Consider the following 25057-nt stretch of genomic DNA (forward strand, 5'->3'; position numbering starts at 1 on the left):
CGCTACAGCACAATTGAGCGACCACCATCAACCGTAATTGCAGTGCCTGAGACAAACGCGTTATCGAGAATATAGTCTACGGTTTTGAGCAGCGCTGCAAACCCCGCCTCGACGCCACTCAAGCTATTTTTCAATACCGCGTGCTGCTCACCTTTAGAATGTTCTGGCAGGAATTTAATTGCTCCGGGTTTGATACTATTGACTCTGATCGCTGGCGCTAGTTGCTTGGCCAATGATTTGGTTAGATTCTCTAAGCCAGCCTTTGTCGCAGAATAATACATATGTTGTGGTTTAGGGTTATCAGCGTATATATCAGTGAGATTAATGATCACACCTTCTTTAAATGCAGCTGGGTTAAACTGCTCGGCAAACCAATGGCTCAAGGTTGCTGGTAGCGCCATATGCACCTTATACATGTTCATAAACTGCGCCTGTGCGTCTTGTTGATTATCCTTATCTGCCTCAAAGAGCGAAGCATTATTGATCAGCACAGTCACGTTTTTAACGCCTGCATCTTGCAGTACTTGCAGCGCTGAATCAGGTGAGTAGTCGATACACTCAATCACATTGATATGCGCGGGAAACTGATGAGTCAGGTCCTGCAAGGCCAGATTGGACTCGCGTGTCATTGCCGTCACTTGGTAACCCTGCACAACAAAATGTTCAACGAGTGCAAGGCCGAAACGACGCCCAGCACCACTGATTAAGATATGTGGCATTAGTGTTTTCTCATTCTAATCTTCGCTAGCACGCACTCTAACTGTCGGACGATAATAACAAACGTCTAAGTTACCCGTGCCTTTGTAATGGAAAAATTCATTGTCTAACGTCCGAGCTGATCTCAAGCGCGATTGAAATGCTAGTGAAGCGAAGTGCAGTCGCTCCAATGACATTTGTTCGTCCGCAGGTAAATCACTGCCTATTGATGCACTTATAATTCTGGTTCGCTCAGTTTCATTGTCTATTACGCCACCATTCACTGCCGCATCACCGCGTTTAATTGATTGTACGTTAGCCATCCCATAGACCACTTGGCCAAATATACTCATATTGCGGTCTAGATGCCGCGGCGCTTGACCAATGACAATATAGAAATCGGTGGTGGCAGAGTCGGCCTTAACACCTCTAGCCATTGCAACAGCCCCTGGGCAATGTAACAACCACTGTTGCTTATCATTAAAGCTGCGACCTGCGGGGAAACCATGGGCAAATCCGGTCTGTGCAGCTAAAAACTCAGGACTTTGCACTACTTCAAAGACAACCGCTTTTGAGTCCACAGGTAACGTATATTCAGCTGGCAGCGTTGAACGAAACGCTGATTCCTTCTCACCACTTACGTCGCCTCCTTGCGCAACAAAACCATCAATAACCCGATAAAAGTCTAAACCGTCGTAAAAACCGCTTTTTACCAGATCTTTAAAACGCTGCGCGTGTTTGGGAGCGAACCTGTGGTTAACTTCTATGACCACCAAGCCCGCAGTCGTGTTTAGGTAAACCAAATTTGCGTTGTCTAAAACCTCGTATTCAGGCTGCGGTTGCTCAGCAAGTGTCAAATGAATGGGAAGCAAAAGACATAGCCCTAATAAAAGTGTTTTGAGCTGCTTGATAATCATCGTTGTCTCTCCATAAATTTTGTGGTTCACACCAACTACTCTAGCGCTTGGCAATGACATGAAAATAACGCCCTAACCACTTAAACGGGTCTTGCGTTGAATACGCCAGCTCCATGGCAAGAATGTCATTGTACTTACTCTCCCAGTGGTCGCGATCACGCATGTAATCGTGAAAGCAGCGTACCCCCGCAGTCAGCTCGATGCTTAGGCCTTGAGATTGCAAATAATTAATAATGGCTTCTGGCTTTTGCGGATTGTTCGGGTTTAAACGCACCCGATTTTTCGTGACCAGTCCTTGCTCAATTAAGTCAAAATTACCATACAGCGCATTGCTGAATAACGCGGCATTGTGATTGAAAAAGCTTAAACTTAATACGCCATCCGACTTGAGCAAGCTAATACATTTATCGATCACAGAGAATGGTTTAGCACACCACTCTAAAACAGCGTGACAAAAAACACGATCGACAGGCGCCGATTGCAATGCTTGTAAATCGCCCACAGCAAACGCTATCCGCGTTGATCCTGCGTGCTTTGCTTTTGCCAAAGCGATAGCGTCAGCAGATATGTCATTGAGTAAAACCCGGTGCCCGGCATTAAGCGCAAATGCTGCCATTTCGCCCGTTCCACCGCCCACATCGATAACATCGAGTGGCTTGGGACTATCGAGAAAAGGCCGTAAATGTGCCGCCAAAACAGCTGAGCGAATTTTGCCTTTACTAGAGCCATAGATGTTGCGCTCAAACTTATTCGCAATACCATCAAAACTTTGATCACTTTTCGACATCAACACGCCTTTTATGCGGGGTTTGGAATGTCGACAAAGGTAACATCGAGCTCAAACTTTTCCGCTAAATGCTCGCCTAACGCCTTTGCACCATAACGCTCGGTGGCATGATGTCCGGCGGCAAAAAAGTCAATATTCATCTCGCGGGCCGTATGAATCGTTTGTTCTGACACTTCGCCACTGATAAATGCGTCGATCCCCAAATCAGCGGCTGCATCTATGTAACCCTGACCTCCCCCGGTACACCAAGCGACCGTAGTTATTATCCGCTCGGGATCCCCCTCACTTAAAACCGTGGTCTTAAGTTCAGTGCGCAGACGATCGACTAACTGTTGATGGGTTATTGGCGTCTTAAAGCGGCCACGCAGTGCCACGCTGAATGGATCGTTAGCATCGACACCTTGCCCAACGTCAATCGATAAGCGTTTGGCAAGTTGCACATTGTTGCCAAACTCCGTGTGAACATCCAACGGTAGGTGAAATGCAAACAGGTTGATATCGTGCGCCAACAATGCAGCTAGGCGACGTTTTTTCATGCCTCGTAAGCACGGATCTTCACCTTTCCAAAAATAGCCATGATGAACCAGTATGGCATCGGCCTGATACTCGATGGCAGCATCAATTAGTGCCTGCGAGGCTGTTACTCCGGTAACAATTTTCTGAATATTAGTTTTACCTTCTACCTGTAAACCATTTGGACAGTAGTCTTTAATTTTACTCGTTTTGAGCAATTCAGATAAATAATGGAGTAATTCTAAATTTGTAAGGGACATGTAAAACCTATGTAAATTAGACTTTGCTGGCATTTATGGGTATAAAACACATCTAGTTTTACTATGAATAACCACTAAAAGGAAATCTATCCATTATGGCAGCGTTAGATAAAGACCAAGTCATCGAAAAGTTTACCAAAGCCTATACTGCACAAAATGGCAAAGCCCCAACTATCGAGGCAAAAGGCGGATGGTACAGTGTTGACGGTGGAAAAAACATGCGTCTTGCAGCACTTGATGAACTGGCAGATTCAATGGGCGGTGAAGCGCCTGCAGAAAAACCTGCAGCAACAGCCAAACCGAAAGCAGAAAAGAAAGCGCCTAAAGCCGCAAAACCTGCTGCGAAAAAGGCTAGCAAGCCGAAAGCAAAGGGTTCTTTTTCTGTAAAAGCGGCTTACAATGCAAAGCTACAAGCCGAAAACCCTGGTGCGCTACTACCGCGCTAAACTTTAGGTTGGAGTGCCTGTTGGCACTCTCCTGTTATTCGCTCCGTTCCTGTATCGTACCAGCTAAATTGACTGGGCCGCATACCTTATCTTCAAGTAATGAATCTCTTAGCCATTGTGGGACTGCACATTTAGTCTGGGCGTGGGTATCAAGCATTACATAAACCGCACTGGCTTCGGCAATTTTTCGCAGGTCATTGAGTCGACTAATATCGCAATTGAGAACGAACGAAGTATTCCCTACGCGCTCGCACTTCATCGCTAAATGCAGAACATCATCAAATTGAGCAGACGCAAACCAACGGATATTGAGATTGACGACTTGTGTCATCCACCCTTGCGCTTCGAGTTGCTCATAACCGTTACACAAGAAACGCATATACTCGGTACTTGCCACATCAACGTAGTCAGCATAACGCGCATTAAAAACCACATTTTGCGGATCGCATTCAGCAAATCGAACGCGTAGATATACATCGGTTTGCATGGAACTTAGATTACCACGTTAGATCGTCTGGTATCTCATAATCGGCATACCAATCTTCAGTACCTTCAGTAACCTCATCCGTTACAGCTTGGTCAATCTCAGCGATATAAACGACAGATTGTGGTGCACGCTCAGCAATTTTTTCAGCAACAACGATTGGCACCAACTCATATTCTTCTTCCAATAGAACAACCGCCAACTTAGCCGCCAATACGCCCTTGTGTTGCGCATCGGTCACGTACATACGCTTGATCTTGTTGTCATGAGTGAAGTTGAGTAGCGTTTCACCTTTGCTGCGCGATTGTTTATTCAAATCAATTAGCTGTTTAACTTGCGCCGCAACTGAACGCTCGTGTTTCACAGCATTCTGCTGTTGATTGAGTTCGCGATCTTTGACTTTTTTGGCAGCTAGCGCCTCTTGTGCCGCCGCCTGTGCCGCATTATCTACTGGTTGCTTACGCTTTTTCTGTTTGCGCTTTTCAGCCCGCGCTTGTTTCGCTTTGGACTTATCCGCAACACCCGCTTTTAGCAACTGCTCTTGTAGTGATAAAGCCATGGTTTTTCTCTAAATTTTTAACTACTTTTTCTTGCGCTTGTCATCCACCGACCACTTTTTGTCGGTGTACCATGCGGACCACCCTGTTGCCTTGCCGTCTTTGTTTTCTGACATGACATACTGTTGCTTAGTCTTACGACTGTAACGCACTAGTGTTGGGTTACCGTCGGGATCTTTTGCTGGAGCATCTGCCAAATAGTGGAATTTCGGTGAAATTCTATCTCTAAAGCGCGCCAACTCTGCAACCAATGGCGCCCGTGTCTCCCGCGATTTAGGGAAGTTATGCGCGGCTAAAAATATCCCCGATGCACCATCGCGTAACACAAAATGCGCATCTGATTTTTCACACGGCAACTCCGGCAGATCGACAGGGTCTTCTTTAGGTGGCGCAGGTTCGCCGTTACGCAATAGTTTACGGGTATTTTTACACTCTTCATTAGTACAGCCGAAGTATTTGCCAAAACGTCCGTTCTTCAGTTCCATATCAGAACCGCACTTATCGCACTCGATGATCGGCCCTTCGTAACCTTTGAGTTTAAACGTACCACTTTCGATATAAGTACCGGGGCAAGTTGGATTATTACCGCAGACATGTAGCTTGCGCGACTCATCAACCAAATAGCTATCCATCGCGGTACCACATGTGTCGCAGCGGCGCTTTGAACGCAGCGCTTCAGTTTCCATTTCCTCTTCATCATCAACCTTCACGACCTCATCGCCAGGTGTCAAATTCATGGTGTTGGTACAGCGCTCTTTAGGTGGCAAGTTATAGCCCGAGCAACCTAGGAACACACCCGTACTGGCAGTACGGATATTCATCTCACGACCGCATCGCGTACATTCAATACCAGCAGGAACCGCTTGGTTAGGCCGCATGCCCCCCTCTTCAGAATCCTTTTCAGCAACCAAAAGCTTTTGGTAAAAATCACCGTAGAACTCATCTAGGACTGCCTTCCAGTCTTTTTGACCTTCAGCGATTTCATCGAGTTGTTGCTCCATATTTGCAGTGAAGTCATAACCGATGAGGTCATCAAAATTCTCCATCAAACGGTCATTGACGATTTCACCCATTTTTTCAGCATAGAAACGCTTATTCTCGAGTTTCACATAGCCGCGATCTTGAATTGTAGAGATGATACTGGCATAGGTTGATGGTCGACCAATTCCGCGCTTCTCAAGTTCTTTAACCAAGGATGCTTCATTGAAACGCGCAACGGGCTTAGTAAAGTGTTGCTTTGGCTCAAGTCCCTTTAACTCGAATACATCACCGACTTTCACGTCTGGTAAACTTAAATCTTCATCGCCTTTCTTGCGCAACTGAGTTTGCACTCGAGTCCAACCATCAAACTTCAAAACTCGACCTTTGGCCGTTAGTTCATAGTCACCCGCTTTAACTCGGATAGTAGTAGCGTCGTACTTAGCTGGTGGCATTTGACAGGCAACGAATTGACGCCAAATCAACTCATATAAGCGCTGAGCATCGCGCTCCATATCCTTTAACGAATCGGCTTTGACATTGACATTCGAAGGACGAATCGCTTCGTGGGCCTCTTGAGCACCTTCTTTACTACCATAGCGATTTGGCGAATCGGGTAAATACTGCTGACCAAATGACTGTTCGATATAATCACGACATGCAGCAACTGCTTCACTACTCAAATTGGTTGAATCAGTACGCATATAAGTAATGTGGCCAGCTTCGTATAAACGCTGTGCCATCATCATGGTTTTCTTTACTCCAAAGCCCAAGCGCGTGCTTGCTGCTTGTTGAAGCGTTGAGGTAATAAAGGGTGCTGATGGCCGACTAGAAGTCGGCTTTGATTCACGCTGTAACACTTCGTAGCGCGCTTTTTCCAACTCAGCTAATGCCTTATCTGTTTCGGCTTTATTCTTGGGTTTAAAGGCCTTAGCCAGATGTTTGGCAACTAGCATTCTAACCGGTGTTTGCGCGGTTGTGAGATCAGCGTGAACATCCCAGAACTCTTCAGGGATAAAGGCTTTGATTTCTCGCTCACGCTCTACGACTAGACGAACCGCGACTGACTGTACACGACCAGCAGACAAACCACGGGCGATTTTCTTCCACAACAAAGGAGACACCATGAAGCCGACAACGCGGTCAAGGAATCGACGGGCTTGCTGCGCATTTACTCTTGCAGTATTAACGTCGCCTGGATGTTCAAATGCTTCTTGTATCGCATTTTTTGTTATCTCGTTAAATACTACGCGTTTGTATTGTTTATCCTTTGTACCGAGTAATTCTTGAAGGTGCCAAGCGATCGCTTCTCCTTCCCTATCCAAGTCGGTTGCAAGATAAATAGTGTCAGCGTTTTTAGCTAATTTTTTGAGCTCGTTGACGACTTTCTCTTTACCTTGCAGGACTTGATAATGCGCCTGCCAGTTTGCCTCGGGATCGACTCCCATGCGATCGACCAATTTGAGATATTCGTGTCGTCGTAAATATTCCTGCTGCTTTTTTTCGGACAATTTTTTCAGTTCTTTGGCCGGTTTTTTCGGCTCAACTTTGCCCAAAGCCTTCGTTGGGAGGTCGCGTACATGGCCTACGCTAGATTTTACAATAAAATCTTTACCTAAATATTTATTTATTGTTTTCGCCTTAGCAGGAGACTCCACAATAACCAGTGATTTTGACATTAAATTCGTATAAACCTATGTTTTATATTGGTTTTAGGTGCTTTTCATGAATACTTATGTAGGCATTCGACAGCGTTTTCTTTTTTAACATATATCGGCAAAGTGAATAGAAAACAAGTTCTTATTCATAGATAAGCAGAATTGAGTATTTCGATCAGTATTTTACTGTTCATTTTTTAACCACTCTCATTGGCTTGCCATTTGAAATGCGTATAATGCCTGACATTAATAAGAACAACTAGCAGGATTGTAGCCCTTATGCAGCACTTTGAAGTCAATTTTGATGGCTTAGTTGGCCCTACTCACAACTACGCAGGATTATCCTATGGCAATGTCGCATCGTTAAACAATGCGAACGCCAGCAGCAACCCCAAGCAGGCAGCCAAACAAGGACTGCAAAAGATGAAGGCATTATCCGATTTGGGGTTGACCCAAGGGGTATTGGCACCACAAGAGCGCCCCGACATTTATGCATTACGACGTTTGGGCTTTACCGGCAGTGATGCGCGGGTGTTAGAGCAAGCTTATCAACAAGCCCCACAGATTTTCTTGGCGTGTTGTTCGGCTTCTAGTATGTGGACTGCTAATGCAGCTACCGTATCTCCGAGCGCAGATACCAGTGATGGCCGCGTGCACTTTACACCAGCTAATCTGACGAATAAGTTCCACCGCAGCTTGGAGCCCAAAGTTACCGGAAACATTTTACAGGCGATTTTTAACGACGATAAATATTTCGCTCATCATCAACACTTGCCAGACAACGAACATTTCGGCGATGAAGGAGCTGCCAACCACACCCGCTTATGCTCTCAGTACGGCCACTCTGGTGTAGAGTTATTCGTATACGGTCGCTATGCATTCGACTCGTCCAAGCCTGCACCTCAAAAGTATCCTGCTCGTCACACGTTTGAAGCCTGTCAAGCCGTAGCTCGTCTGCATGGCTTGAATGATGATGGCGTGGTGTACATCCAACAAAACCCAGATGTGATTGATCAGGGTGTATTCCACAATGACGTTATTTCGGTAGGCAATCAAAATGTGCTTTTCTACCACGAACAGGCGTTTTTACATACCGAGCGAGTACTTGCAGAAATCCAGCAGAAATTTGGCGATGAGCAGCTTCACTTTATCAAAGTAGACACTCAGTCTGTCAGTGTTGCAGACGCAGTTAAAACCTATTTGTTCAATACCCAAATCATTACATTGCCAAATGGTGAAATGGCTATTATCGCGCCCACCGAATGTGAAGAAAACCCTGCAGTTTCCAGTTACTTAGCCAATTTAGTCACTACAGATACACCGATCAAGCACGTGAAGTACTATGACGTTAAACAAAGTATGCAAAACGGTGGTGGTCCGGCGTGTTTGCGTTTGCGTGTAGCAATGAACGACCAAGAACTTGGTGCTGTTAATCAGAACGCGTTAATTACCGACTCACAATTTGAGCGACTTAATCAATGGGTCGACAAGCATTACCGAGATGTATTAACCGTGAAAGATTTGTGCGACCCGCAACTCTTAGTCGAATCTCGCACTGCACTTGATGAACTTACACAGATTATGAAATTAGGTTCAGTATATCCATTCCAGCAAGCGTAATTGCTCATGTAAGTTTCTCTCATAAAAAAGGCGCTTAACGCGCCTTTTTTATTTTTCGATAACTTTAGTTAGCATCAGTACACACACCGCTAGAGCCAAATGGATTAGGTGGTGGTGGCGAAGCTTCTTCAGTCACATCTGCGGCAGCAATTGGTAGCGTCAGACGCAAATTATCTGATGTTTCACTTCCGGCAGAGCTACCAAAGACGGTGATTTCTACTTCGGTCCACGGTGCAAACTGTTTGGGATAACGCAACTCAACATTAGCTTGACCATTTTGGTCGGTGCTAGACACACCGTTCTCAAAGCTCACAGTCCCCAAAATACCTGGTGTTAATTCACCATCATTGTTTGTATCTTCGCCCGCATCTAAACGGCCATTAGCGTCGATATCTTCATTACTACAGGTTGCAGTAACCACTGTTTGCCAGACTTCAACATCATCGTTCCACACCCAGTAACCTTTGCGATACGTGCCCCCCTGGGAAAACTTAACGGGTGTAGACGACACCGTTAAATCAGCATTGACCACCGGTTGCCCCACAGAATCACTGACAAACACAGCAAAGCGTTTCAAATAAGTCGAGCTATCTGGCGTTTCGATCTCACGCCCCGTACCTATGGAAATATCGAAGGCGCGATCGCCTACGGTTAACGTTGTAAAGTCTGTTACCGATGCATCGTCTGCGACGTCTGCATAAACAATCACCGCATCTTCACTGCTAACTGAATTACTGGTGTAAACTGTCGATGCTATGCCGTTACTGTCAGTTGTTGCACTATTGGGACTGATAAAGCCGCCACTGATATCATCCAACCGAAAGTTGATCAGTTTACCCTTAACTAAGTTGCCGGTTCCATCGCGAACAACTGCGGTGATGGTACTGGTTTGACCGTCTGGCCCAATTAAATCAGGTGAAGCATCAACATTGATGACTTGTGCATCAGTAGCCACAAACTCCACTTCTGCTCGCGCTGTTACTTCACTGCCAGAGCCGTCAGAACCAATCGCTGATAATGACGATAACCCTGCGTTATTTGAATTGATAGTAAACGTCGCAATCCCGTTTGCATCCGTTTGCTGCGTATCGGTACTCAATGTGCCGCGGGATGCTGTAACGGTCACTGTGCCATTCACCAATGGACTGTTGTTTTTAAACCAGCGAATTTCTATAGTCGCGTCTTGACCTAAAGTTACATCACCTGAAGGTACGCTCGAGAAACTAAAATCGTCTTCTTGAATAGTAACGTCAATTGATGCCGACGTATTTAATGCCGCAGCTGTAATCGAATCGACTCCGGCACTTGGCGAAGTGTAATCCACAGTGACCTGACCATTTTCATTGGTTACTGGGCTCGTGTTGCTCAACGTACCTATTGTCGAAGTTAAATTGACGACTTGATTAGCGATACCCTCTCCGTCTGAGTCTGCGACAATAATTGTAATAGGTGAGGTATCGTTGATGATTACGCTTGAGGGTGCATTTAGATTGATTTCCGTACCAACAACGTCTACTGCGACAGTTTGAATCAGTGTTTCTGTTGATGTAGAAACCGTCGCTGTCGCCGTAATAGTCCGCAATGACTTATCAGACGTTGTTAGAATTGCGCGCGCAATCCCATCTGCCAGGGTCGTCCGCTGAGTGATTTGCAACGAAGCTCCCTGATCAGCCGAAAAGTCGACATCAATGCCTTCCATCAAAATATTCTGATCATTTTTAATGACTGCAATTAATTCAACTTCATCTGAACCGCTTGACGCTAGTTGAATGGATGATGCGAAGAATTCTAGTGACGATGGTTGCTCACCCACGACAACTTGACCAGATGAACTAAAGCCAATTTGTGCTGCAGCTGCATTACCCGCATTTGCGATAACCAAGCCGTCACCAGAGTTTTCTCCCACTAAGATATTAATGGTAGCGACGCCATCACCATTGGTTAGTGCTGTTCCGGTATCATTACTAAACTCTGCCAAACCCGGCGTATTGAAGGTAAATGTGACCAACTCATCAGTCGCGGCACTACCATCTTCAGTCACGGTTGCAATAATGGTTAAAGGGGCACCTGCTGTGAGTTGATTAGATGCTTGACCACCTTGATCGACAATTTGCAATGCAATGCTCATCACCGGCGTTGGGTCCGGTGTCGGTGTTGGATCCGTCGTGCCTTCACGGGTCACTTCTCCACCACCACCACAGGCAGCAAGAATTAAGCTCAATAATAAAATCAGCACTCTAGGTATTGCAGATAGCATACGTTTCATTCCGTTTTCCTCGCTATGGTTTGCGTCGAAATACCACAGTTTGGTGTTTATTAAGGTTCAGGTTAATCAGCAAACTTGATAGGCTATCAACTACAACAACAATAACACTCGGAAATTGCATGTCTGACGCTTCATCTAAATATAGCCTAACCGCACGAATTTTTATCGGCATGATAGCCGGAATCCTTATCGGTGGATTGCTGCAACTCATCGCTGATGATAGCGGAGATTTCGTTTTTAGCCTATTTGGACTCGAGCTTTCCGCGTATACAATTTTGGTAGACGGTATATTTTTCACCCTAGGAGCCATCTTTGTTGCCAGTCTAAAAATGTTAGTCGTTCCGCTCGTATTTGTCTCACTGGTCTGCGGTACGAGTAGTTTATCTGATCCCAGTAAGCTCGGCCGTTTAAGTGGTAAATCGATTGGCATGTACATTTTTACTACTTGTATCGCCGTAACTCTCGCCATGGTGTTTGCCCTCATGCTAAAACCAGGTGCCGGCGTCGAGCGCCCGACTGACGCCGAGTTCACCCCTAACGAAGCCCCCCCATTAACGCAAGTCATTATTGACATGTTCCCATCTAACCCGATCAGCTCAATGGCTGATGGGAATATGCTGCAAGTTATAGTATTTGCGGTTCTATTTGGAATAGCCATGGCAATGTCCGGTGACGCGGGCAAACGCATCGGCAAATTCTTCGACGATATCAATACCGTCATCATGAAATTGGTAACGATTATCATGAATCTTGCACCCTACGGTGTATTTGCCTTGATGGCTAAATTATTTGCCACTGTAGGCGCAGATATGCTCGGCAGTTTGGCTAAGTACTTTTTCTTGGTATTTTTCCTGCTCGTAGGTCACGCACTGATCACATACCCCACCTTGCTTAAGTTATTCACCGGCTTAAACCCGTTGATTCTGCTTCGCAAAATGCGTGATGCCGCCTTATTTGCATTCAGTACCTCAAGTAGTAGTGCAACATTACCGGTCACCCTTGAAACCGCACGTTACAAGCTGGGTATCAAGCCTACGGTCAGTTCATTCACTATTCCTCTTGGTGCCACTATCAACATGGATGGCACAGCAATCATGCAAGGTGTAGCGACTGTGTTTATCTCGCAAGTCTACGGTATACCGCTTTCCACCACTGATTTGCTGATGGTCGTATTAACTGCCACACTTGCATCTATTGGTACGGCAGGTGTGCCCGGCGTTGGTTTAATTATGCTTGCCATGGTACTTGGACAAGTCGGCTTACCTGTTGAAGGAATTGCGTTAATTATCGGTATTGACCGATTGCTCGATATGACGAGAACCGTGGTCAATATTACGGGCGACTGTACCGTTGCGACGATTGTTGCTAAATCTGAGAAAGAACTCGATATGGATGTCTACCATGATCCTGATGCAGGTAAAAAAGTTGAAGACGTAGACTTTGAAGATTTCACGCATAACAGCACAGAAAAGTCTTCGTAGTAAGGTACTTAACTCTTACCGGGTGAATCTTCGGAAGTCCCAGCCTGTGCTGGGGTGAAAAGGTAGCAAATTAGGCGTCAGCCTATAGTTGCGCAAGGAGGACATACAGTCCTCTTTGCCGTAAGCTACCCTTTGCATAGTCGTCGCATTAAAACGTCAACGTGAACTTCGCTCCGCCTAAAGTGCTGCGCGATAACCTTACGTTGCCTCCGTGGGCAATCATTACTTGACGTGTTAATGCCAACCCAACGCCCGATCCTTCGCGTTTAGTCGTAAAAAATGGCACAAAAACTTGCTCGGCGATTTCATCGTCAATGCCGGGGCCAGAATCTTCTACAGTCATTTCCATATGCCCTCGCTTGTTTAAACCAATACCTATTCGCACGACTTTAGGCTTGTCACAGGCGTTTTGTTGCAACGCTTGTTCGGCGTTTTTCAATAAATTTAACAGCAATTGCTCGACCATTGCACTATCTATTCGCGCTCGCAGCCCCTGAGGCTCAACATCGATTTGAAGGGCAATATCTGCGGCACACCAGTCATTGTGAATTAACGCCGCAATTTCCTGTAAATACTCAGTCAGACACACCTCCTTTTTGTCTGCTGGCGGCAAACGAGTTAACCGCCGATAGCTGGTTACAAAATTCATCAGAGTATCGCTGCGACGCGCCACGGTTTCCACCGCATTGGATACATCGTCAAGCTCATCGATCAAATCCCTCCAATCGGGCGCACGCTGCACAACTTGCGAACGCGCGTCATCGGCCAACGCTGAAGCGGTTTTCGCTAGTGAAGTTACGGGTGTAATACTGTTCATTATTTCGTGGGTAAGCACCCTGACCAAATCCTGCCACGCTTTTATTTGGGTGTGATCAAGTTCGCTTTGGATATCTTGCAGACTGATCAATTTCTCTTGCCGCCCCGACTGAACCAATTGCGTTGTTTGGACCGCTAACATACGCTCCATATTGTCTACTTGGAAGCTAAGAAGCTGACGCTCTCCGGCTAACATCACTGGTAGTTTTTGTGCAAACTGCTCGCCAAACTGCGCCAAATCCTGCACGTTCGCAACTGAATAGGTACCAAATAATCGTCGAGCACTGTTATTACAGAGCGTAACCTTCTTATCGTCAGCGATAGTGATTAGTGGCACTGGAACATGTTCTACTAGTGCCTTTAGGTGGCGTAATTCGAGCTCTTGGTCGTTACGAGATGCAGCTGCGCGTTGCATGATTTGGGTGAACGTCTCCCCCAATTCAGAAAAACCTGTACCCAATTGCGTCATATGAAAACGCTGAGAAAAATCAGCAAATTTAAGCGCGTCTAGAAACCGCGTGAGCTCAGCATTGGTCTTATTGACATACCCCAACAAGAGATAACTCTGATAAGCCACAATCAAAATCACGATAATCGTTGCGGCATGATAGCCAGGCAGCATGAGTAAGTAGGACGCAATAGCTAGCGTGACTAGTAGGCCCATTACATGCAATGAAACACGTGCGGCAAAGTGTTTAAAGACCATGTTTTTCCATCCTTCTATACAAGGCGGCTCGGGTTAAACCGAGTGTTTTGGCCGCGTGACTAATGTTAAAACCATGTTGCTTCAGGGCCTGCGATATCGCCTGCTTTTCCAGTTTATCTAAATTTAAATCGTCGTCAGTTCCCAACTTATTCGGTATCGCCGGTTCAGATAACTGATTTGCCGTTTGCGAGCCCGCATTGCGCGGATCCAACTGGAAGTCTTCCGCTTCTAACACCGCTCGGTCTGACAAAATAACCGCGCGCTCGACCGCGTGTCGAAGTGCTCGAACATTGCCCGGCCACGAATAGCTACACATGGCATCAAGCGCGCTTTGAGAAAGCAACTTTGCTGTTTTCGCGTATTTTTTACAGTACAGCTCTACATAGTGTCTAGCGATTGACGGGATGTCTTCAGGCCTTTCTCGCAGTGGCGGTATTGATAGCTCTACAGTATTGAGTCTAAAGAGTAAGTCTTGACGAAAATGTTCTGGATCAGCAAGCTTTGCAGCGCTCATATTTGTCGCGGCAACTAAGCGCACATCGATGGCAATACTTTCATTGCTGCCGACCGGGGTTACTTTGCGCTGTTCCAGTGCTGTGAGTAAACGCGACTGAAGATGTAAGGGCAAATTACCGATTTCATCGAGAAACAACGTGCCGCCATGGGCTGCCTGCATGCGCCCTACTCGATCTTCATTAGCTCCGGTGAAGGCCCCCTTCTTATGACCAAATAATTCACTTTCAAACAGACTCTCACTAATGGTACCCAGATCAACACTAACAAAAACATTATTGCCGCGCAGACTCTGCTTGTGAATTGCCCGCGCAACCAATTCCTTGCCTGTGCCATTTTCACCGAGGATAAGCACATTGGCATCTGTGGGTGCTGCGCGCTCTAACATTGTCATTACTTGCGCCATAGCGACGGATTCTCCCCATATCAACGGACTTGTTGGTTGCCCAGAAGATTCGGCGAGCACTTCGTTAGTACGTTTTAACGTATTAACCTCAGAGCGTGATTGTTTTAATTTTAGTGCGCTGGATACGGTCGCTTGCAACTTTTCGTTTTGCCAAGGTTTGATAATGAAATCCGTCGCACCGAGCTTCATTGCATTCACAGCGATGTTAACTCCGCCATGGGCGGTGATGAGTATCACAACAGCTTGCGGATCTATCTGGAGGATTTTTTCCAGCCACATCAAGCCCTGCTTGCCATCGCTTTCACCAGGACCAAAATTCATATCAAGTAATATCACATCAAAATTGTTGCTCGCCATTAAGCCTGGAATATTGCTCGGATCGGCACAGGTTGTAATCGAGTTGACCTGACGCTTAAGGAGTAATTTACCCGCCGTCAAAATATCTGAGTCATCGTCCACAATTAACAAGTCACCTGTTTTCATTAGCACTTTTCATCCCCAGTTCACCTGTTCAAAAACGTACACTAAGTGTTCGTAATCGTACAGTAAAAACTGTTCAAAAATGAACAGCTATAAAATTAATATAATAAAATCAGCAACATAAAATTTGGCCTAACCTTTGCTGTATTACTCTCAACACTAGCGATAACGTAACATCCAACGGACTGCGATAAGGCTGATAAACATGAGTAATCCAAGTAATACACTACAAACCGCAAGCAACACTCAAGCAAGCCGCTCAGAGTCTGGGCTTCATTCAGTGTCATCTGGTACTGCTCGCTCCGGCGCAACCATGGATCGTGTTGTACGCAAGCAACCTTGGTATAAAAAACACACCGGTACTGTCGCTGTTGCATTACTAATCGCGGCAGCAGGGTACTGGTTCTATCAGAACGCCTCGCAAAAACAAATGAGCGTTGATACTGGGCGCATAGTAACGGCAAGCGTAACCAGCGGCGTATTTGAAGATGTGATCCCGGTGCGCGGCCGCGTAACTCCTGCAACTACTGTATTTCTTGATGCTGTTGAGGGCGGTCGAGTTGAACGCATTTTGGTAGAAGATGGCACAACACTGGAACCTGGTCAGATGATTGTCGAGCTTTCCAATCCGACATTACAGCTCAATGTTTTGGGTAACGAGGCGCGGGTGGCCGAGCAACTTAACAACATGCGCTCTATTGAGCTAAGCCTGGAGCAAAATCGTTTGCAGCACAAACGCAATCTCGCCGATATTGAATATCAAATAAAAATGCTTGAGCGTCAGTTAGAGCGCGAAGCTAACTTATTAACAACTGGCGCCGTGGTTCAATCTCAGTACGATGATACCCGCGACACTTTGGACTGGTACATCACTCGTCGTGAACTAACGTTGGAGAGCCAGGCATCTGACGCGCGGATGCAGGAGAGTCAATTAGCTTTTTTGCAGTCCACTTCAGAGCGTTTAGAAAGCAACTTGGCGATATCGCGTCAAAACCTTGAGAACATGAATGTTCGTGCCCCTGTCGGTGGCAAGTTATCTGGCTTTGACATTGAAGTAGGACAGAGCATTGGCCGCGGCGAGCGCCTTGGCCAAATCGATACACCCAATGATTTCAAGTTAACCGCTAATATCGATGAGTTTTATTTGGATCGCATCGCTTTAGGTCAATACGCGAGCTTTGACGAATACCAATTACAAGTATCAAAAATCTACCCACAAGTGACTAACGGCCAATTTGAAGTCGACTTTCGTTTTATTGCTGAGCAACCACACAGTATTCGTCGTGGTCAGTCAATTCAACTTGAGCTACAGCTGGGTGATGACACAGAAGCGTTACTTATCCCAAATGGTGCCTTTTACCAAGAAACGGGTGGCCAATGGTTATTTGTAGTCAGTGCCGATGGCAGCAATGCGGTCAAGCGCCAAGTCAAGCTTGGACGTCGAAATGCCCGATACATCGAAGTGCTAGATGGTCTTGAAGCCGGCGAGCAAGTGATTACCAGCCCTTATGGCAGCTTTCGAGACATGGATAGCTTAGCGCTATCAGAGTAATCAATTTATATAATTCAAAGAAGGAACAATACGATGCTAAAACTCCATAACCTAACCCGAATCTATCAAACTGACGAAGTTGAAACCACTGCGTTACGCAACATCAGCGTCGAAATCGACCAAGGAGAATTCGTCGCTATTATGGGGCCTTCCGGCTGTGGTAAGTCTACGCTGCTTAATATTATCGGTATGCTCGACAAACCTACTGATGGCAGCTATCTGTTTATGGGGGAGGAAGTCGCAGGCTGTTCAGAAGCGCAACTTTCCGATATTCGCAAAGCCAATATTGGCTTTATCTTTCAGAACTTTAACCTGATCGACGAGCTAACTGTTGCCGAAAATATCGAATTAGCATTGTTGTATCACAATATTCCAAGCAAAGAACGCAAACAACGCGTTGCCGCAGTTATGGATAAAGTTGGCATTGCCCATCGCGCTAAACACCGCCCAAGCCAATTATCAGGTGGTCAGCAACAGCGCGTAGCCGTAGCTAGGGCCGTTGTCGGTGATCAAAAAGTAATTCTAGCTGACGAACCAACCGGTAACCTAGATAGTGCCCATGGCCAAGAAGTCATGGAAATGCTGCAAAGTCTGAACCGCGAGGGCACAACCATTATCATGGTAACCCACAGTCCAGCCCATGCTGATTATGCACGTCGCACCATCAATTTATTTGACGGACACGTAATCACAGAAAACGTACGCGCAGCGTAAGCGTTCGGAGGCATCAATTATGTTGCAAAATTATCTAATGATCGCCTTGCGAGCGATGGCCAAAAACAAGCTATATGCCCTGATCAATATTTTGGGCTTAGCGGTGGGTTTGAGTATTTACTTATTTGCCGCGATTTTGGCTGACTACGAATACAATCACGATACGGGCTTCGCCAATCATGAGCGTACTTATACAGTCGGTTCAATTCTTAGTCCGCGCGCCAGTATTAGTGTTGGCGAGCTGGACAATACCTACACCACCATGGGGCCCCTTATCAAAGCCGATATGGATGAAGTTGAGTACATGGCACGTGCCGTCAACCAGAACTATTTGGTATCTATTGGTGATAAACACTTTCACGAGACAGTAAAGTTTGCCGACAAAGAATTTCTACATATCTTTGATTTCAATTACATCAGTGGTAATAGCCAAGCGCTGTATGATCCCAGCGGGTTAGTTATCACTGAGTCTATCGCAAATAAATGGTTTGGGCGCACCGATGTAATTGGCGAAAATATTCAGCTGAATCACGAACATGATTTATATATCAAGGCGGTGATCGAAGATGTGCCAAGAAATACTCATTTCTATGGATTGATCACTGGCTCTGGCATGGAGATCCTTACATCGCTAGTGGCTTTAAACCGTTTTACTGGCTGGGATTTAGAGGGCAATTGGAACAATATTAGTACTGGTAACCATACCTATTTAATGACCTATGAGCCGGCCGACATAGATACATTGGAACAAAAAGTAAATGCCATTTTTGACCGCAACGTAGACCCGGAAATGCAAGAAAACTTCATGGCTAGCTTAACCATTCGGCCGCTGAAAGCGACTGCTTCTGCAGTGTGGGATATGGTAGGTATGCCTGTGATTGAGAGCGTACAATTACTAGGGCTACTGGTATTGATCATCGCAATCGTCAACTACACCAACCTGGCCACAGCGCAAAGTATGGGGCGTGCACGCGAGGTTGGTTTGCGCAAAACCATGGGCGCAAAGCGCAGCCAATTGATGTCACAATTTCTGATTGAGAGTCTAACTACGGCTGTATTCGCAATGTTAATCGCTGTAGCAATTTTAGAAGCGGCCATCCCTGCTTTTAACAACGTGACCGATAAGGTCGTTAATCTACAGTACATTTCACTATTACCCTGGCTGTTGACGACAACAGTAGTCGTAGGTCTGATAGCGGGCGCCTATCCCGCATTTTTGATTACCAAAACCTCCCCTATCGATGCGCTAAAGGATGCTCATGTCAAAGGTATTAAAGGCAATCTGTTTCGCTCGCTCATGATAGGTATACAGTTTATGTTGTCTATCTTCATGCTGGCATTGGTTATGATCGTTTTCTTCCAAAACGAAAAGGTAAAAGAAGGCAGTAATATCTATCCCAAAGACGAAGTATTATTACTTGAACGCGTCGGCGTACAAGATATTCGCGATCGCGAAGATGTATTGAAGAATGAATTACTTGCCATAAACGGCGTGCGCAGTGTTAGCTTTTCTTCTCAAGTTCCTTTTGAGCAAAGCAATAACGGCCGTGCGGTCAGCCGCACAAAAGGCGATGAAGAAAACGAAGTTGGCATCAACATCAATGTTGTTGATCATGACTTTATGCGTACGTTTGATGTGCCGTTAGTAGCGGGTCGAGACTTTGACCAAAACATCGTTGCAGATGCAAACACAAACAATGAACGCAATCAGGTAAACGTGATTGTCAACGAACTGCTTGTCGACCGCCTCGGCTTTGCTTCGCCACAAGAAGCCTTAGGCCAGTCCTTCTGGCAAGATCGTGGCGAAGATGCTGAGCCGTTTGAATACACCATTATCGGCGTCATGGAAGACCAAAATTTACAAGGGCTGCACAACAGCGTGAAGTCTTGGATATTTTTAAACAGTGGTGATCGCCATAACTACGGTGCTGTACGTATCGCTAAAGGTGCTCCTGCTAACGTTGTATCGCAAATTGAGCAAGCATGGCAGCGTGCTATTCCTGACTACCCCATAGAGCACCGCTTCTTGGACGACATGTTTGATGATGTGTACAGTATCTATGAGGCAATGAATGGTGTATTGGCAGGTTTTGCAAGTTTGGCTCTACTTCTCGCATTGATTGGGCTATTCGGTATGGCAGCCTTCATGGCGCGCGGTAAAACGCGAGAGATTGGCATCCGTAAAGTGTTGGGGGCATCGTTGACGCAAATCATTAAGTTGATCAGCTGGCAGTTCTCCAAACCGGTTATATGGGCTATCGCCGTGGCATTACCCTTGGCCTATATTGCCTCTGGAATGTATCTAAACTTCTTTGCGGACCGTATCAGTATGCAACTACCATTGATTTTGTTAGCTGGAGTGTTTGCGGTAGCACTTGCGTGGTTAATCATTGCCTTTCATGCGCTGCGCGTGGCTCGTGCAAACCCAATTAACGCACTGCGATACGAGTAAACTAGTCCAAGGGGGTCCCGGCCTACGTCGGGATGACGCTTTTCTCCGTCATTCCAATGCAGGTGGGAACCTCCTAAACCCCGACCTATCTAAGCCACATAAACCACAACAATACACCTATGCGAATATGGAATTTCAAACTGTTCAGCTTCAGCCCGATGAGTCTTCTGGGCATTAATCTGGCCTAAAGCGATAGTGGCCTGTTATGTCGAAAACAAACAACAGTTCTTCGAGTTTGGGCCCCTCACCTATGTTATGCACAATCATTGGATTTCCGTTTGGTGCGTTGCGATCAGTAACAATGCCAATATGGGGTAAGTTACCTGGTAGCATCCAAGTAACAAGATCGCCAGGTTGATAATCACTTGCCTCATCAGTTATCGCCAAGGATTCACCATGTCGTGTAAAAAAGGTTTGTAAGTTGGGTACTCTGCGATGATCGATATTTGTATCAGGTCTAGTCAGGCCCCAAATGCGCTCGGAAGGATAACGACTAAATGCAACTGCCATATCTTCGTGTACGAGCTGTTGCAAGTCGATACCCAGCGCTCTATAACTGCGTATAACTACATCTGTACAAACACCAGTATCGGCGGGTACATCACCATTTGGGTATTGAATACCTACATATGCCCCATCATAAGTCACTTGATGGTTGGTGCGCTCTATGGCCGCAATAACCAAACGCTGACTAAAATTATCAGTATCGGCATAGGTGCTTAATGGCAGCAGAGCGATAACGATTAATATTGAGTACAACCTTCGCATAAGGTCCTTGCACTAATAGATTTCAATGTTTATTGAGAGTTTATGGAGTTAAAAAAGTTCGGTGATAATCCAAGGAGGTCCCAGTCTTCGCCGGGATGATGAGCCACTTAAACTATCAGCTCAATGCTTTTGCGGGTGAAAGCTTGGCTGCTTTATTGGCTGGGTAAAGCGTTGAAATCAAGCTTAGTATAAGCGCGATTACCGCAGTAATCATTACGTCTTGCCAATGCAGCTCAGTTGGAAGGAAGTTTACAAAATAAATATCACCTGACAGCAGTGACACACCTAACAGGCGCTCTATACTCGTGATCCAATCCGTTAGATTTAACGCCGTAATTACCCCCACAGCCGTGCCTACAGCAACACCGATACAGCCATTCAACAGCCCCTGCAACATAAAAGTCATACGCACCTTATTCGCAGATAGCCCCATAGTCATCAGAATACCGATTGAGCTTTTCTTTTCAGCAACCGTCATGACTAATCCTGAAACGATATTGAAACACGCAACAGCGATAACTAAAACCAAGGCGATATAGACAATTAATCGCACTAATTGAATATCTTGATACAAATGCCCTTGGGTACGTGTCCAGTCAGATATATATACTGCTTGCTCAAAGCTATAACCCAGTTCACGCATGACTTGCCGGGCTTGAAACGGAGTGCTCAGTTGAAAGCGCAAACCTTGGGCCCCGTGGCTAATGTTAAGCTTTTCGACTGCAGTTTTAAGAGGCATAAACCCTACTCGATTATCCAACTCTCCGCCGAGACTAAAACTTCCAACATAGGTTAACCAAATCGTTTGCGGTGCGACAAAGGTTAAGTCGTCAGTCACCGTAGGAATTAAGAGTTGAACAGTATCCCCTACTTCAAGCTTGAGTTGCTCTGCAATACTTTTGCCTAATATCACCGCGTCTTTATCTGTCGTATAGCGCTGTTTTACTTCATCATCAATGTAATCAAACAGTGCATCACTACTGGCTATATCAGGCTCTAATGCAGTAAGCTCAACAGCTTTCATTTGCCGTGCTTTTTGAAGCATGCCAGTAAGTTTGGCATAGGGCTGGACCTTTTCAACACTGTTGTGCTGGCTAAAGCGCTCGATGGCTTGCGGCCAATTTTCTATCCCCTGACTCGATACCGCGTATAATTCACCGTGGGGAATAAATGCCAACAAACGCTGTTCTAATTCTCGCTGAAAACCGTTCATTACCGACAATAATAAGATCAGCACAAAGCAACCTAAACCTATACCAAAGGTTGATGATGCAGAAATAAAAGAAACAAAGCCATTGGCTTGCTTTGCACGGCGAAAGCGTGTCGCAAGTTGCCACACTAAACTCATTTAGTGCGCTCCTCCAACTGTCCCGATGACAAAGTAAGCACTCGGTCAAATTGAGCAGCAAGCTGAAGGTCGTGCGTTACGACGATAAAAGCCATCTGTAAAGATTCACGCAGTTCTGCTAACAAATCAGCAATGGCTTCTCCGGTCGATTTATCCAAATTACCTGTTGGTTCATCAGCCAGTACAAGCTTTGGTTTATTCACTAATGCTCTGGCAATAGCAACGCGCTGACGCTCCCCTCCCGACAACGCTGATGGCTTGTGTTCGATGCGATGCTGAAGACTGACTTTGGCGAGCATTTCGTTCGCAATAAGACGGGCTTTATCAGGGTTTTCGCCAGCGATTAGAAGTGGCATTGCGACATTTTCGACGGCATTAAACTCAGGGAGTAAATGATGAAACTGATAGACAAATCCCATGGTTTGATTGCGAAAACGCGCTTGTTGATTGCTATTCAAGGCAAACAGGGATTGACCGTCAACTTCAACCGTGCCGGAGCTAGGGGTATCTAATGCACCGAGGATGTGTAATAGCGTGGATTTGCCTGACCCGCTGCTGCCCAGAATGGCGATCTGTTCGGATGCATTGACTGAAAAAGTGATATCGCGCAATACCTGAACTTCATTTTTACCGTCAATAAAGGACTTAGATACTGAATCGCACGAGAGTAATACAGACATAAATTCGCTTAGCTTATAATTTTGCGGCCATAATAGCGCAATTAAGGCTGGATAACAGGCAGTTAAGCACACAAAATCTGTGAGTTCGCGCAAAATAAAAACAAGAAATGGGTTTTGAGACGTTACAATGAATAAATGGCGGAGTGGACGGGACTCGAACCCGCGACCCCCGGCGTGACAGGCCGGTATTCTAACCAACTGAACTACCACTCCGCACGGAGGACTTCAAATAATGGCGGAGCGGACGGGACTCGAACCCGCGACCCCCGGCGTGACAGGCCGGTATTCTAACCAACTGAACTACCGCTCCGGCGATTATTTGATACATTGACAGTGGCGGAGCGGACGGGACTCGAACCCGCGACCCCCGGCGTGACAGGCCGGTATTCTAACCAACTGAACTACCGCTCCACATTTATCAATTAAAACAACAAGTTACACGAAATTATCGAAATCCCCTTCCCTCATTGCGGCGCAGATGATACGGGTTAGCCCGCGGTGAGTCAACGGTTTTTTACCGCTTTAATGCAGTTGTTGGAGCAATTGATTGATAATCAATCAAAATCAGCCACCTAATCTACTAAGGTGTCTTTTTATTAGGCAGCAGCCCACGCAGTTTGGCCATCAATCCGTCAGAAACAGAGTCAGTTGTACTGCGCTTGCGCCACATTACAAAACCCAAAACACATAACGCGATAACAATAATCGAACCGTTTATTACTAGAATCCAAAAAATAACGTCTACGCTTTCTTCAGGTTCAGGCTCATCCGCAATCATCATCTCGGCCAAGGCAATATCAGCTTCAGTCATTTGCTCTTCATTACCTTCGACCACAGGCTCTGGCGCTTCTACTACCGGCTCTTCTGCGACAAACGTGTATTCTGGAACATCGAGTATGAAATCGCGGCCATTCACCGTTTTACCATAAGCGGTTAATTTTACTCTGAATACGCCGTATTCATAGTTAACCACTAAATGCTCGCGAGTTTTGTCACTGAGCTCGGTTAGAGAAAAGTTTTGAATATCGCCATTAGGGAAGCGGATTTTACCGTCAATGAGTAACGAGGATATATCCACTAAGTCGCGTTTCGCATCTATCAGTAGTTTGTGATAGCCCTCGCCGCCACCATCAAATTGGACGTCAATTTCAATCGGGTTAGGATGCAAAACGAGCGGCTCGTCAATTTGTTCGCGAGTAAACATAGGTGTACTTACTCGGAAAATTGGCTGCCATTCACCTGCGGCAATCGCCAAGTTAAATTGACCAGTAAATGTGCCGTCTAGCGGTGCTTCGTCCATGCCCAAACCATTGTCGACAAAAGTTGCCACCAATTCGCTCTTTGCGCCAAAGTTATTGTAGTTAGGATTATTTGTACTGCCCAGCTCGATGGTTAGGTCAACCACATCGCGAAACTCACTGTAATTGATCGGCTCACCGCCATTGGTGAGATAGGCTGTTTGTTTGAGAATCTCACCGGAGAAAATCATCGGCGGTAAAGGTTCCGCGTGTAAGCGAATATCCGACAAAACCATCACGCGGCTACCGGGTAAAATCTGCCCTACCGCCTGCCATGGGCCGGGTGTGGGATTTTTAATACTGATCATGTCGTAGGTGTTGGCGTCGTACCAAAAAATGTCTTCACCATCTGCCTGAGTAGAAAAAATTTTCGAACCATCAGGTCGAACCAACACGACTGGAGCCGAGCCGAATACGCGAAAAAACACCAATGTTATTTCATCGACTTTATAGTCAATGCGAAAGCGATTTTGCAGTAGCTTGATACTGTTGTGATACTCGTCACCCAAGGTAGTTAATGGTGACTCTTCGACAACATCAGTGGTAACCTCAGCGTCTTGATTTTGTTGCGCAATAGCAAACGAGCTTAATGCCAAAAGCACAAAGCTTAGTAATACAAACTGAATCCTAGTACTCAATGACCGCCGCAAAAATTATTCCC

At 45.9% G+C, this 25057-nt stretch carries 20 protein-coding genes and 3 tRNA genes; 6 read left to right on the forward strand and 17 right to left on the reverse strand.

Annotated features, from left to right (window positions below; genetic code table 11):
- Positions 1-2 precede the first annotated feature (2 nt).
- Genes QTP81_RS10520 through QTP81_RS10535 form a run of 4 tightly spaced genes read right to left on the reverse strand, consistent with a single transcriptional unit; the run spans position 3 to position 3173 of the window.
- A complete protein-coding gene (locus QTP81_RS10520) occupies positions 3-719 on the reverse strand; it encodes an SDR family NAD(P)-dependent oxidoreductase (RefSeq protein WP_289365345.1) in 717 nt (238 codons plus the stop codon).
- A gap of 15 nt (positions 720-734) precedes the next feature.
- Positions 735-1613, reverse strand: coding sequence for a peptidylprolyl isomerase (locus QTP81_RS10525; protein WP_289365346.1), 879 nt, complete (start codon positions 1611-1613; stop codon positions 735-737).
- A gap of 40 nt (positions 1614-1653) precedes the next feature.
- On the reverse strand, positions 1654-2400 hold the full coding sequence (locus QTP81_RS10530; RefSeq protein ID WP_289365348.1) for a methyltransferase domain-containing protein: 747 nt from the start codon (positions 2398-2400) through the stop codon (positions 1654-1656).
- Between the two features lie 11 nt (positions 2401-2411).
- Positions 2412-3173, reverse strand: a complete 762-nt coding sequence (locus tag QTP81_RS10535) for a Nif3-like dinuclear metal center hexameric protein (RefSeq protein WP_289365350.1) — start codon at positions 3171-3173, stop codon at positions 2412-2414.
- A 95-nt stretch (positions 3174-3268) separates the two neighbouring features.
- Between QTP81_RS10535 and QTP81_RS10540 the strand changes: the two genes are divergently transcribed.
- Positions 3269-3619: a hypothetical protein gene (locus tag QTP81_RS10540; protein ID WP_289365351.1), complete on the forward strand. Its 351-nt coding sequence runs from the start codon at positions 3269-3271 to the stop codon at positions 3617-3619.
- Between the two features lie 34 nt (positions 3620-3653).
- Here the strand turns inward: QTP81_RS10540 and QTP81_RS10545 are convergent, their stop codons facing one another.
- The 3 genes from QTP81_RS10545 to topA are packed head-to-tail and all read right to left on the reverse strand — an operon-like array spanning position 3654 to position 7317.
- Positions 3654-4106: an acyl-CoA thioesterase gene (locus QTP81_RS10545; RefSeq protein WP_289365353.1), complete on the reverse strand. Its 453-nt coding sequence runs from the start codon at positions 4104-4106 to the stop codon at positions 3654-3656.
- Positions 4107-4116: 10 nt separating this feature from the next.
- The gene (locus QTP81_RS10550) at positions 4117-4662 is read right to left on the reverse strand and encodes a DUF2058 domain-containing protein (protein WP_289365354.1); all 546 of its coding nucleotides are present in this window, start codon (positions 4660-4662) and stop codon (positions 4117-4119) included.
- A gap of 21 nt (positions 4663-4683) precedes the next feature.
- Entirely contained in the window at positions 4684-7317 is a 2634-nt protein-coding gene (gene topA, locus QTP81_RS10555) for a type I DNA topoisomerase (protein ID WP_289365355.1), read from the reverse strand.
- A 258-nt stretch (positions 7318-7575) separates the two neighbouring features.
- On the opposite strand from topA, the gene astB reads away from it, so the two are divergent.
- Complete coding sequence (astB, locus tag QTP81_RS10560) at positions 7576-8916, forward strand: N-succinylarginine dihydrolase (protein WP_289365357.1); 1341 nt, start codon at positions 7576-7578, stop codon at positions 8914-8916.
- 64 nt (positions 8917-8980) lie between these two features.
- Here the strand turns inward: astB and QTP81_RS10565 are convergent, their stop codons facing one another.
- A complete protein-coding gene (locus tag QTP81_RS10565; protein WP_353059725.1) occupies positions 8981-11182 on the reverse strand; it encodes an Ig-like domain-containing protein in 2202 nt (733 codons plus the stop codon).
- Between the two features lie 119 nt (positions 11183-11301).
- On the opposite strand from QTP81_RS10565, the gene QTP81_RS10570 reads away from it, so the two are divergent.
- Entirely contained in the window at positions 11302-12663 is a 1362-nt protein-coding gene (locus QTP81_RS10570; RefSeq protein ID WP_289365358.1) for a dicarboxylate/amino acid:cation symporter, read from the forward strand.
- A 148-nt stretch (positions 12664-12811) separates the two neighbouring features.
- Here QTP81_RS10570 and QTP81_RS10575 read toward each other — a convergent pair whose 3' ends face one another.
- Both QTP81_RS10575 and QTP81_RS10580 read right to left on the reverse strand, forming a co-directional pair.
- The gene (locus QTP81_RS10575; protein ID WP_289365359.1) at positions 12812-14185 is read right to left on the reverse strand and encodes a sensor histidine kinase; all 1374 of its coding nucleotides are present in this window, start codon (positions 14183-14185) and stop codon (positions 12812-12814) included.
- On the reverse strand, positions 14175-15587 hold the full coding sequence (locus tag QTP81_RS10580) for a sigma-54-dependent transcriptional regulator (RefSeq protein WP_289365361.1): 1413 nt from the start codon (positions 15585-15587) through the stop codon (positions 14175-14177). The genes QTP81_RS10575 and QTP81_RS10580 overlap by 11 nt, the downstream gene beginning before the upstream one ends.
- Before the next feature lie 202 nt (positions 15588-15789).
- Between QTP81_RS10580 and QTP81_RS10585 the strand changes: the two genes are divergently transcribed.
- From QTP81_RS10585 to QTP81_RS10595, 3 genes are read left to right on the forward strand one after another with little or no spacing between them, the layout of a single operon-like run.
- Positions 15790-17136, forward strand: a complete 1347-nt coding sequence (locus tag QTP81_RS10585) for an efflux RND transporter periplasmic adaptor subunit (protein WP_289365362.1) — start codon at positions 15790-15792, stop codon at positions 17134-17136.
- A gap of 33 nt (positions 17137-17169) precedes the next feature.
- Positions 17170-17850, forward strand: coding sequence for an ABC transporter ATP-binding protein (locus tag QTP81_RS10590; protein WP_289365363.1), 681 nt, complete (start codon positions 17170-17172; stop codon positions 17848-17850).
- 19 nt (positions 17851-17869) lie between these two features.
- Positions 17870-20302, forward strand: a complete 2433-nt coding sequence (locus QTP81_RS10595; RefSeq protein WP_289365364.1) for an ABC transporter permease — start codon at positions 17870-17872, stop codon at positions 20300-20302.
- Between the two features lie 174 nt (positions 20303-20476).
- On the opposite strand, the gene QTP81_RS10600 is transcribed toward QTP81_RS10595, so the two are convergent.
- The 7 genes from QTP81_RS10600 to QTP81_RS10630 all read right to left on the reverse strand — a co-directional run bounded on the left by QTP81_RS10600 (position 20477) and on the right by QTP81_RS10630 (position 25034).
- The gene (locus QTP81_RS10600; RefSeq protein ID WP_289365365.1) at positions 20477-21070 is read right to left on the reverse strand and encodes a DUF1287 domain-containing protein; all 594 of its coding nucleotides are present in this window, start codon (positions 21068-21070) and stop codon (positions 20477-20479) included.
- 115 nt (positions 21071-21185) lie between these two features.
- A complete protein-coding gene (locus QTP81_RS10605; protein WP_289365367.1) occupies positions 21186-22418 on the reverse strand; it encodes a lipoprotein-releasing ABC transporter permease subunit in 1233 nt (410 codons plus the stop codon).
- Positions 22415-23098, reverse strand: a complete 684-nt coding sequence (gene lolD, locus QTP81_RS10610) for a lipoprotein-releasing ABC transporter ATP-binding protein LolD (protein ID WP_289365368.1) — start codon at positions 23096-23098, stop codon at positions 22415-22417. Before lolD ends, QTP81_RS10605 begins: the two co-directional genes overlap by 4 nt.
- Before the next feature lie 136 nt (positions 23099-23234).
- Positions 23235-23311 (reverse strand) — tRNA-Asp (locus tag QTP81_RS10615).
- Between the two features lie 20 nt (positions 23312-23331).
- A tRNA-Asp gene (locus QTP81_RS10620) sits at positions 23332-23408 on the reverse strand.
- A 24-nt stretch (positions 23409-23432) separates the two neighbouring features.
- A tRNA-Asp gene (locus QTP81_RS10625) sits at positions 23433-23509 on the reverse strand.
- Positions 23510-23678: 169 nt separating this feature from the next.
- Positions 23679-25034, reverse strand: coding sequence for a TIGR03503 family protein (locus QTP81_RS10630; RefSeq protein ID WP_434532975.1), 1356 nt, complete (start codon positions 25032-25034; stop codon positions 23679-23681).
- Positions 25035-25057 lie beyond the last annotated feature (23 nt).

Source organism: Neoalteromonas arenosi, assembly GCF_030362855.1.
Taxonomy (GTDB): domain Bacteria; phylum Pseudomonadota; class Gammaproteobacteria; order Enterobacterales; family Alteromonadaceae; genus Alteromonas_E; species Alteromonas_E arenosi.

Excerpts from the sequence above, each read along its gene's own strand:
- QTP81_RS10520 (WP_289365345.1), bottom strand. The coding sequence starts at position 719 with ATGCCACATATCTTAATCAGTGGTGCTGGGCGTCGTTTCGGCCTTGCA.
- QTP81_RS10525 (WP_289365346.1), bottom strand. The coding sequence starts at position 1,613 with ATGATTATCAAGCAGCTCAAAACACTTTTATTAGGGCTATGTCTTTTG.
- QTP81_RS10530 (WP_289365348.1), bottom strand. The coding sequence starts at position 2,400 with ATGTCGAAAAGTGATCAAAGTTTTGATGGTATTGCGAATAAGTTTGAG.
- QTP81_RS10535 (WP_289365350.1), bottom strand. The coding sequence starts at position 3,173 with ATGTCCCTTACAAATTTAGAATTACTCCATTATTTATCTGAATTGCTC.
- QTP81_RS10540 (WP_289365351.1), top strand. The coding sequence starts at position 3,269 with ATGGCAGCGTTAGATAAAGACCAAGTCATCGAAAAGTTTACCAAAGCC.
- QTP81_RS10545 (WP_289365353.1), bottom strand. The coding sequence starts at position 4,106 with ATGCAAACCGATGTATATCTACGCGTTCGATTTGCTGAATGCGATCCG.
- QTP81_RS10550 (WP_289365354.1), bottom strand. The coding sequence starts at position 4,662 with ATGGCTTTATCACTACAAGAGCAGTTGCTAAAAGCGGGTGTTGCGGAT.
- topA (WP_289365355.1), bottom strand. The coding sequence starts at position 7,317 with ATGTCAAAATCACTGGTTATTGTGGAGTCTCCTGCTAAGGCGAAAACA.
- astB (WP_289365357.1), top strand. The coding sequence starts at position 7,576 with ATGCAGCACTTTGAAGTCAATTTTGATGGCTTAGTTGGCCCTACTCAC.
- QTP81_RS10565 (WP_353059725.1), bottom strand. The coding sequence starts at position 11,182 with ATGAAACGTATGCTATCTGCAATACCTAGAGTGCTGATTTTATTATTG.
- QTP81_RS10570 (WP_289365358.1), top strand. The coding sequence starts at position 11,302 with ATGTCTGACGCTTCATCTAAATATAGCCTAACCGCACGAATTTTTATC.
- QTP81_RS10575 (WP_289365359.1), bottom strand. The coding sequence starts at position 14,185 with ATGGTCTTTAAACACTTTGCCGCACGTGTTTCATTGCATGTAATGGGC.
- QTP81_RS10580 (WP_289365361.1), bottom strand. The coding sequence starts at position 15,587 with ATGAAAACAGGTGACTTGTTAATTGTGGACGATGACTCAGATATTTTG.
- QTP81_RS10585 (WP_289365362.1), top strand. The coding sequence starts at position 15,790 with ATGAGTAATCCAAGTAATACACTACAAACCGCAAGCAACACTCAAGCA.
- QTP81_RS10590 (WP_289365363.1), top strand. The coding sequence starts at position 17,170 with ATGCTAAAACTCCATAACCTAACCCGAATCTATCAAACTGACGAAGTT.
- QTP81_RS10595 (WP_289365364.1), top strand. The coding sequence starts at position 17,870 with ATGTTGCAAAATTATCTAATGATCGCCTTGCGAGCGATGGCCAAAAAC.
- QTP81_RS10600 (WP_289365365.1), bottom strand. The coding sequence starts at position 21,070 with ATGCGAAGGTTGTACTCAATATTAATCGTTATCGCTCTGCTGCCATTA.
- QTP81_RS10605 (WP_289365367.1), bottom strand. The coding sequence starts at position 22,418 with ATGAGTTTAGTGTGGCAACTTGCGACACGCTTTCGCCGTGCAAAGCAA.
- lolD (WP_289365368.1), bottom strand. The coding sequence starts at position 23,098 with ATGTCTGTATTACTCTCGTGCGATTCAGTATCTAAGTCCTTTATTGAC.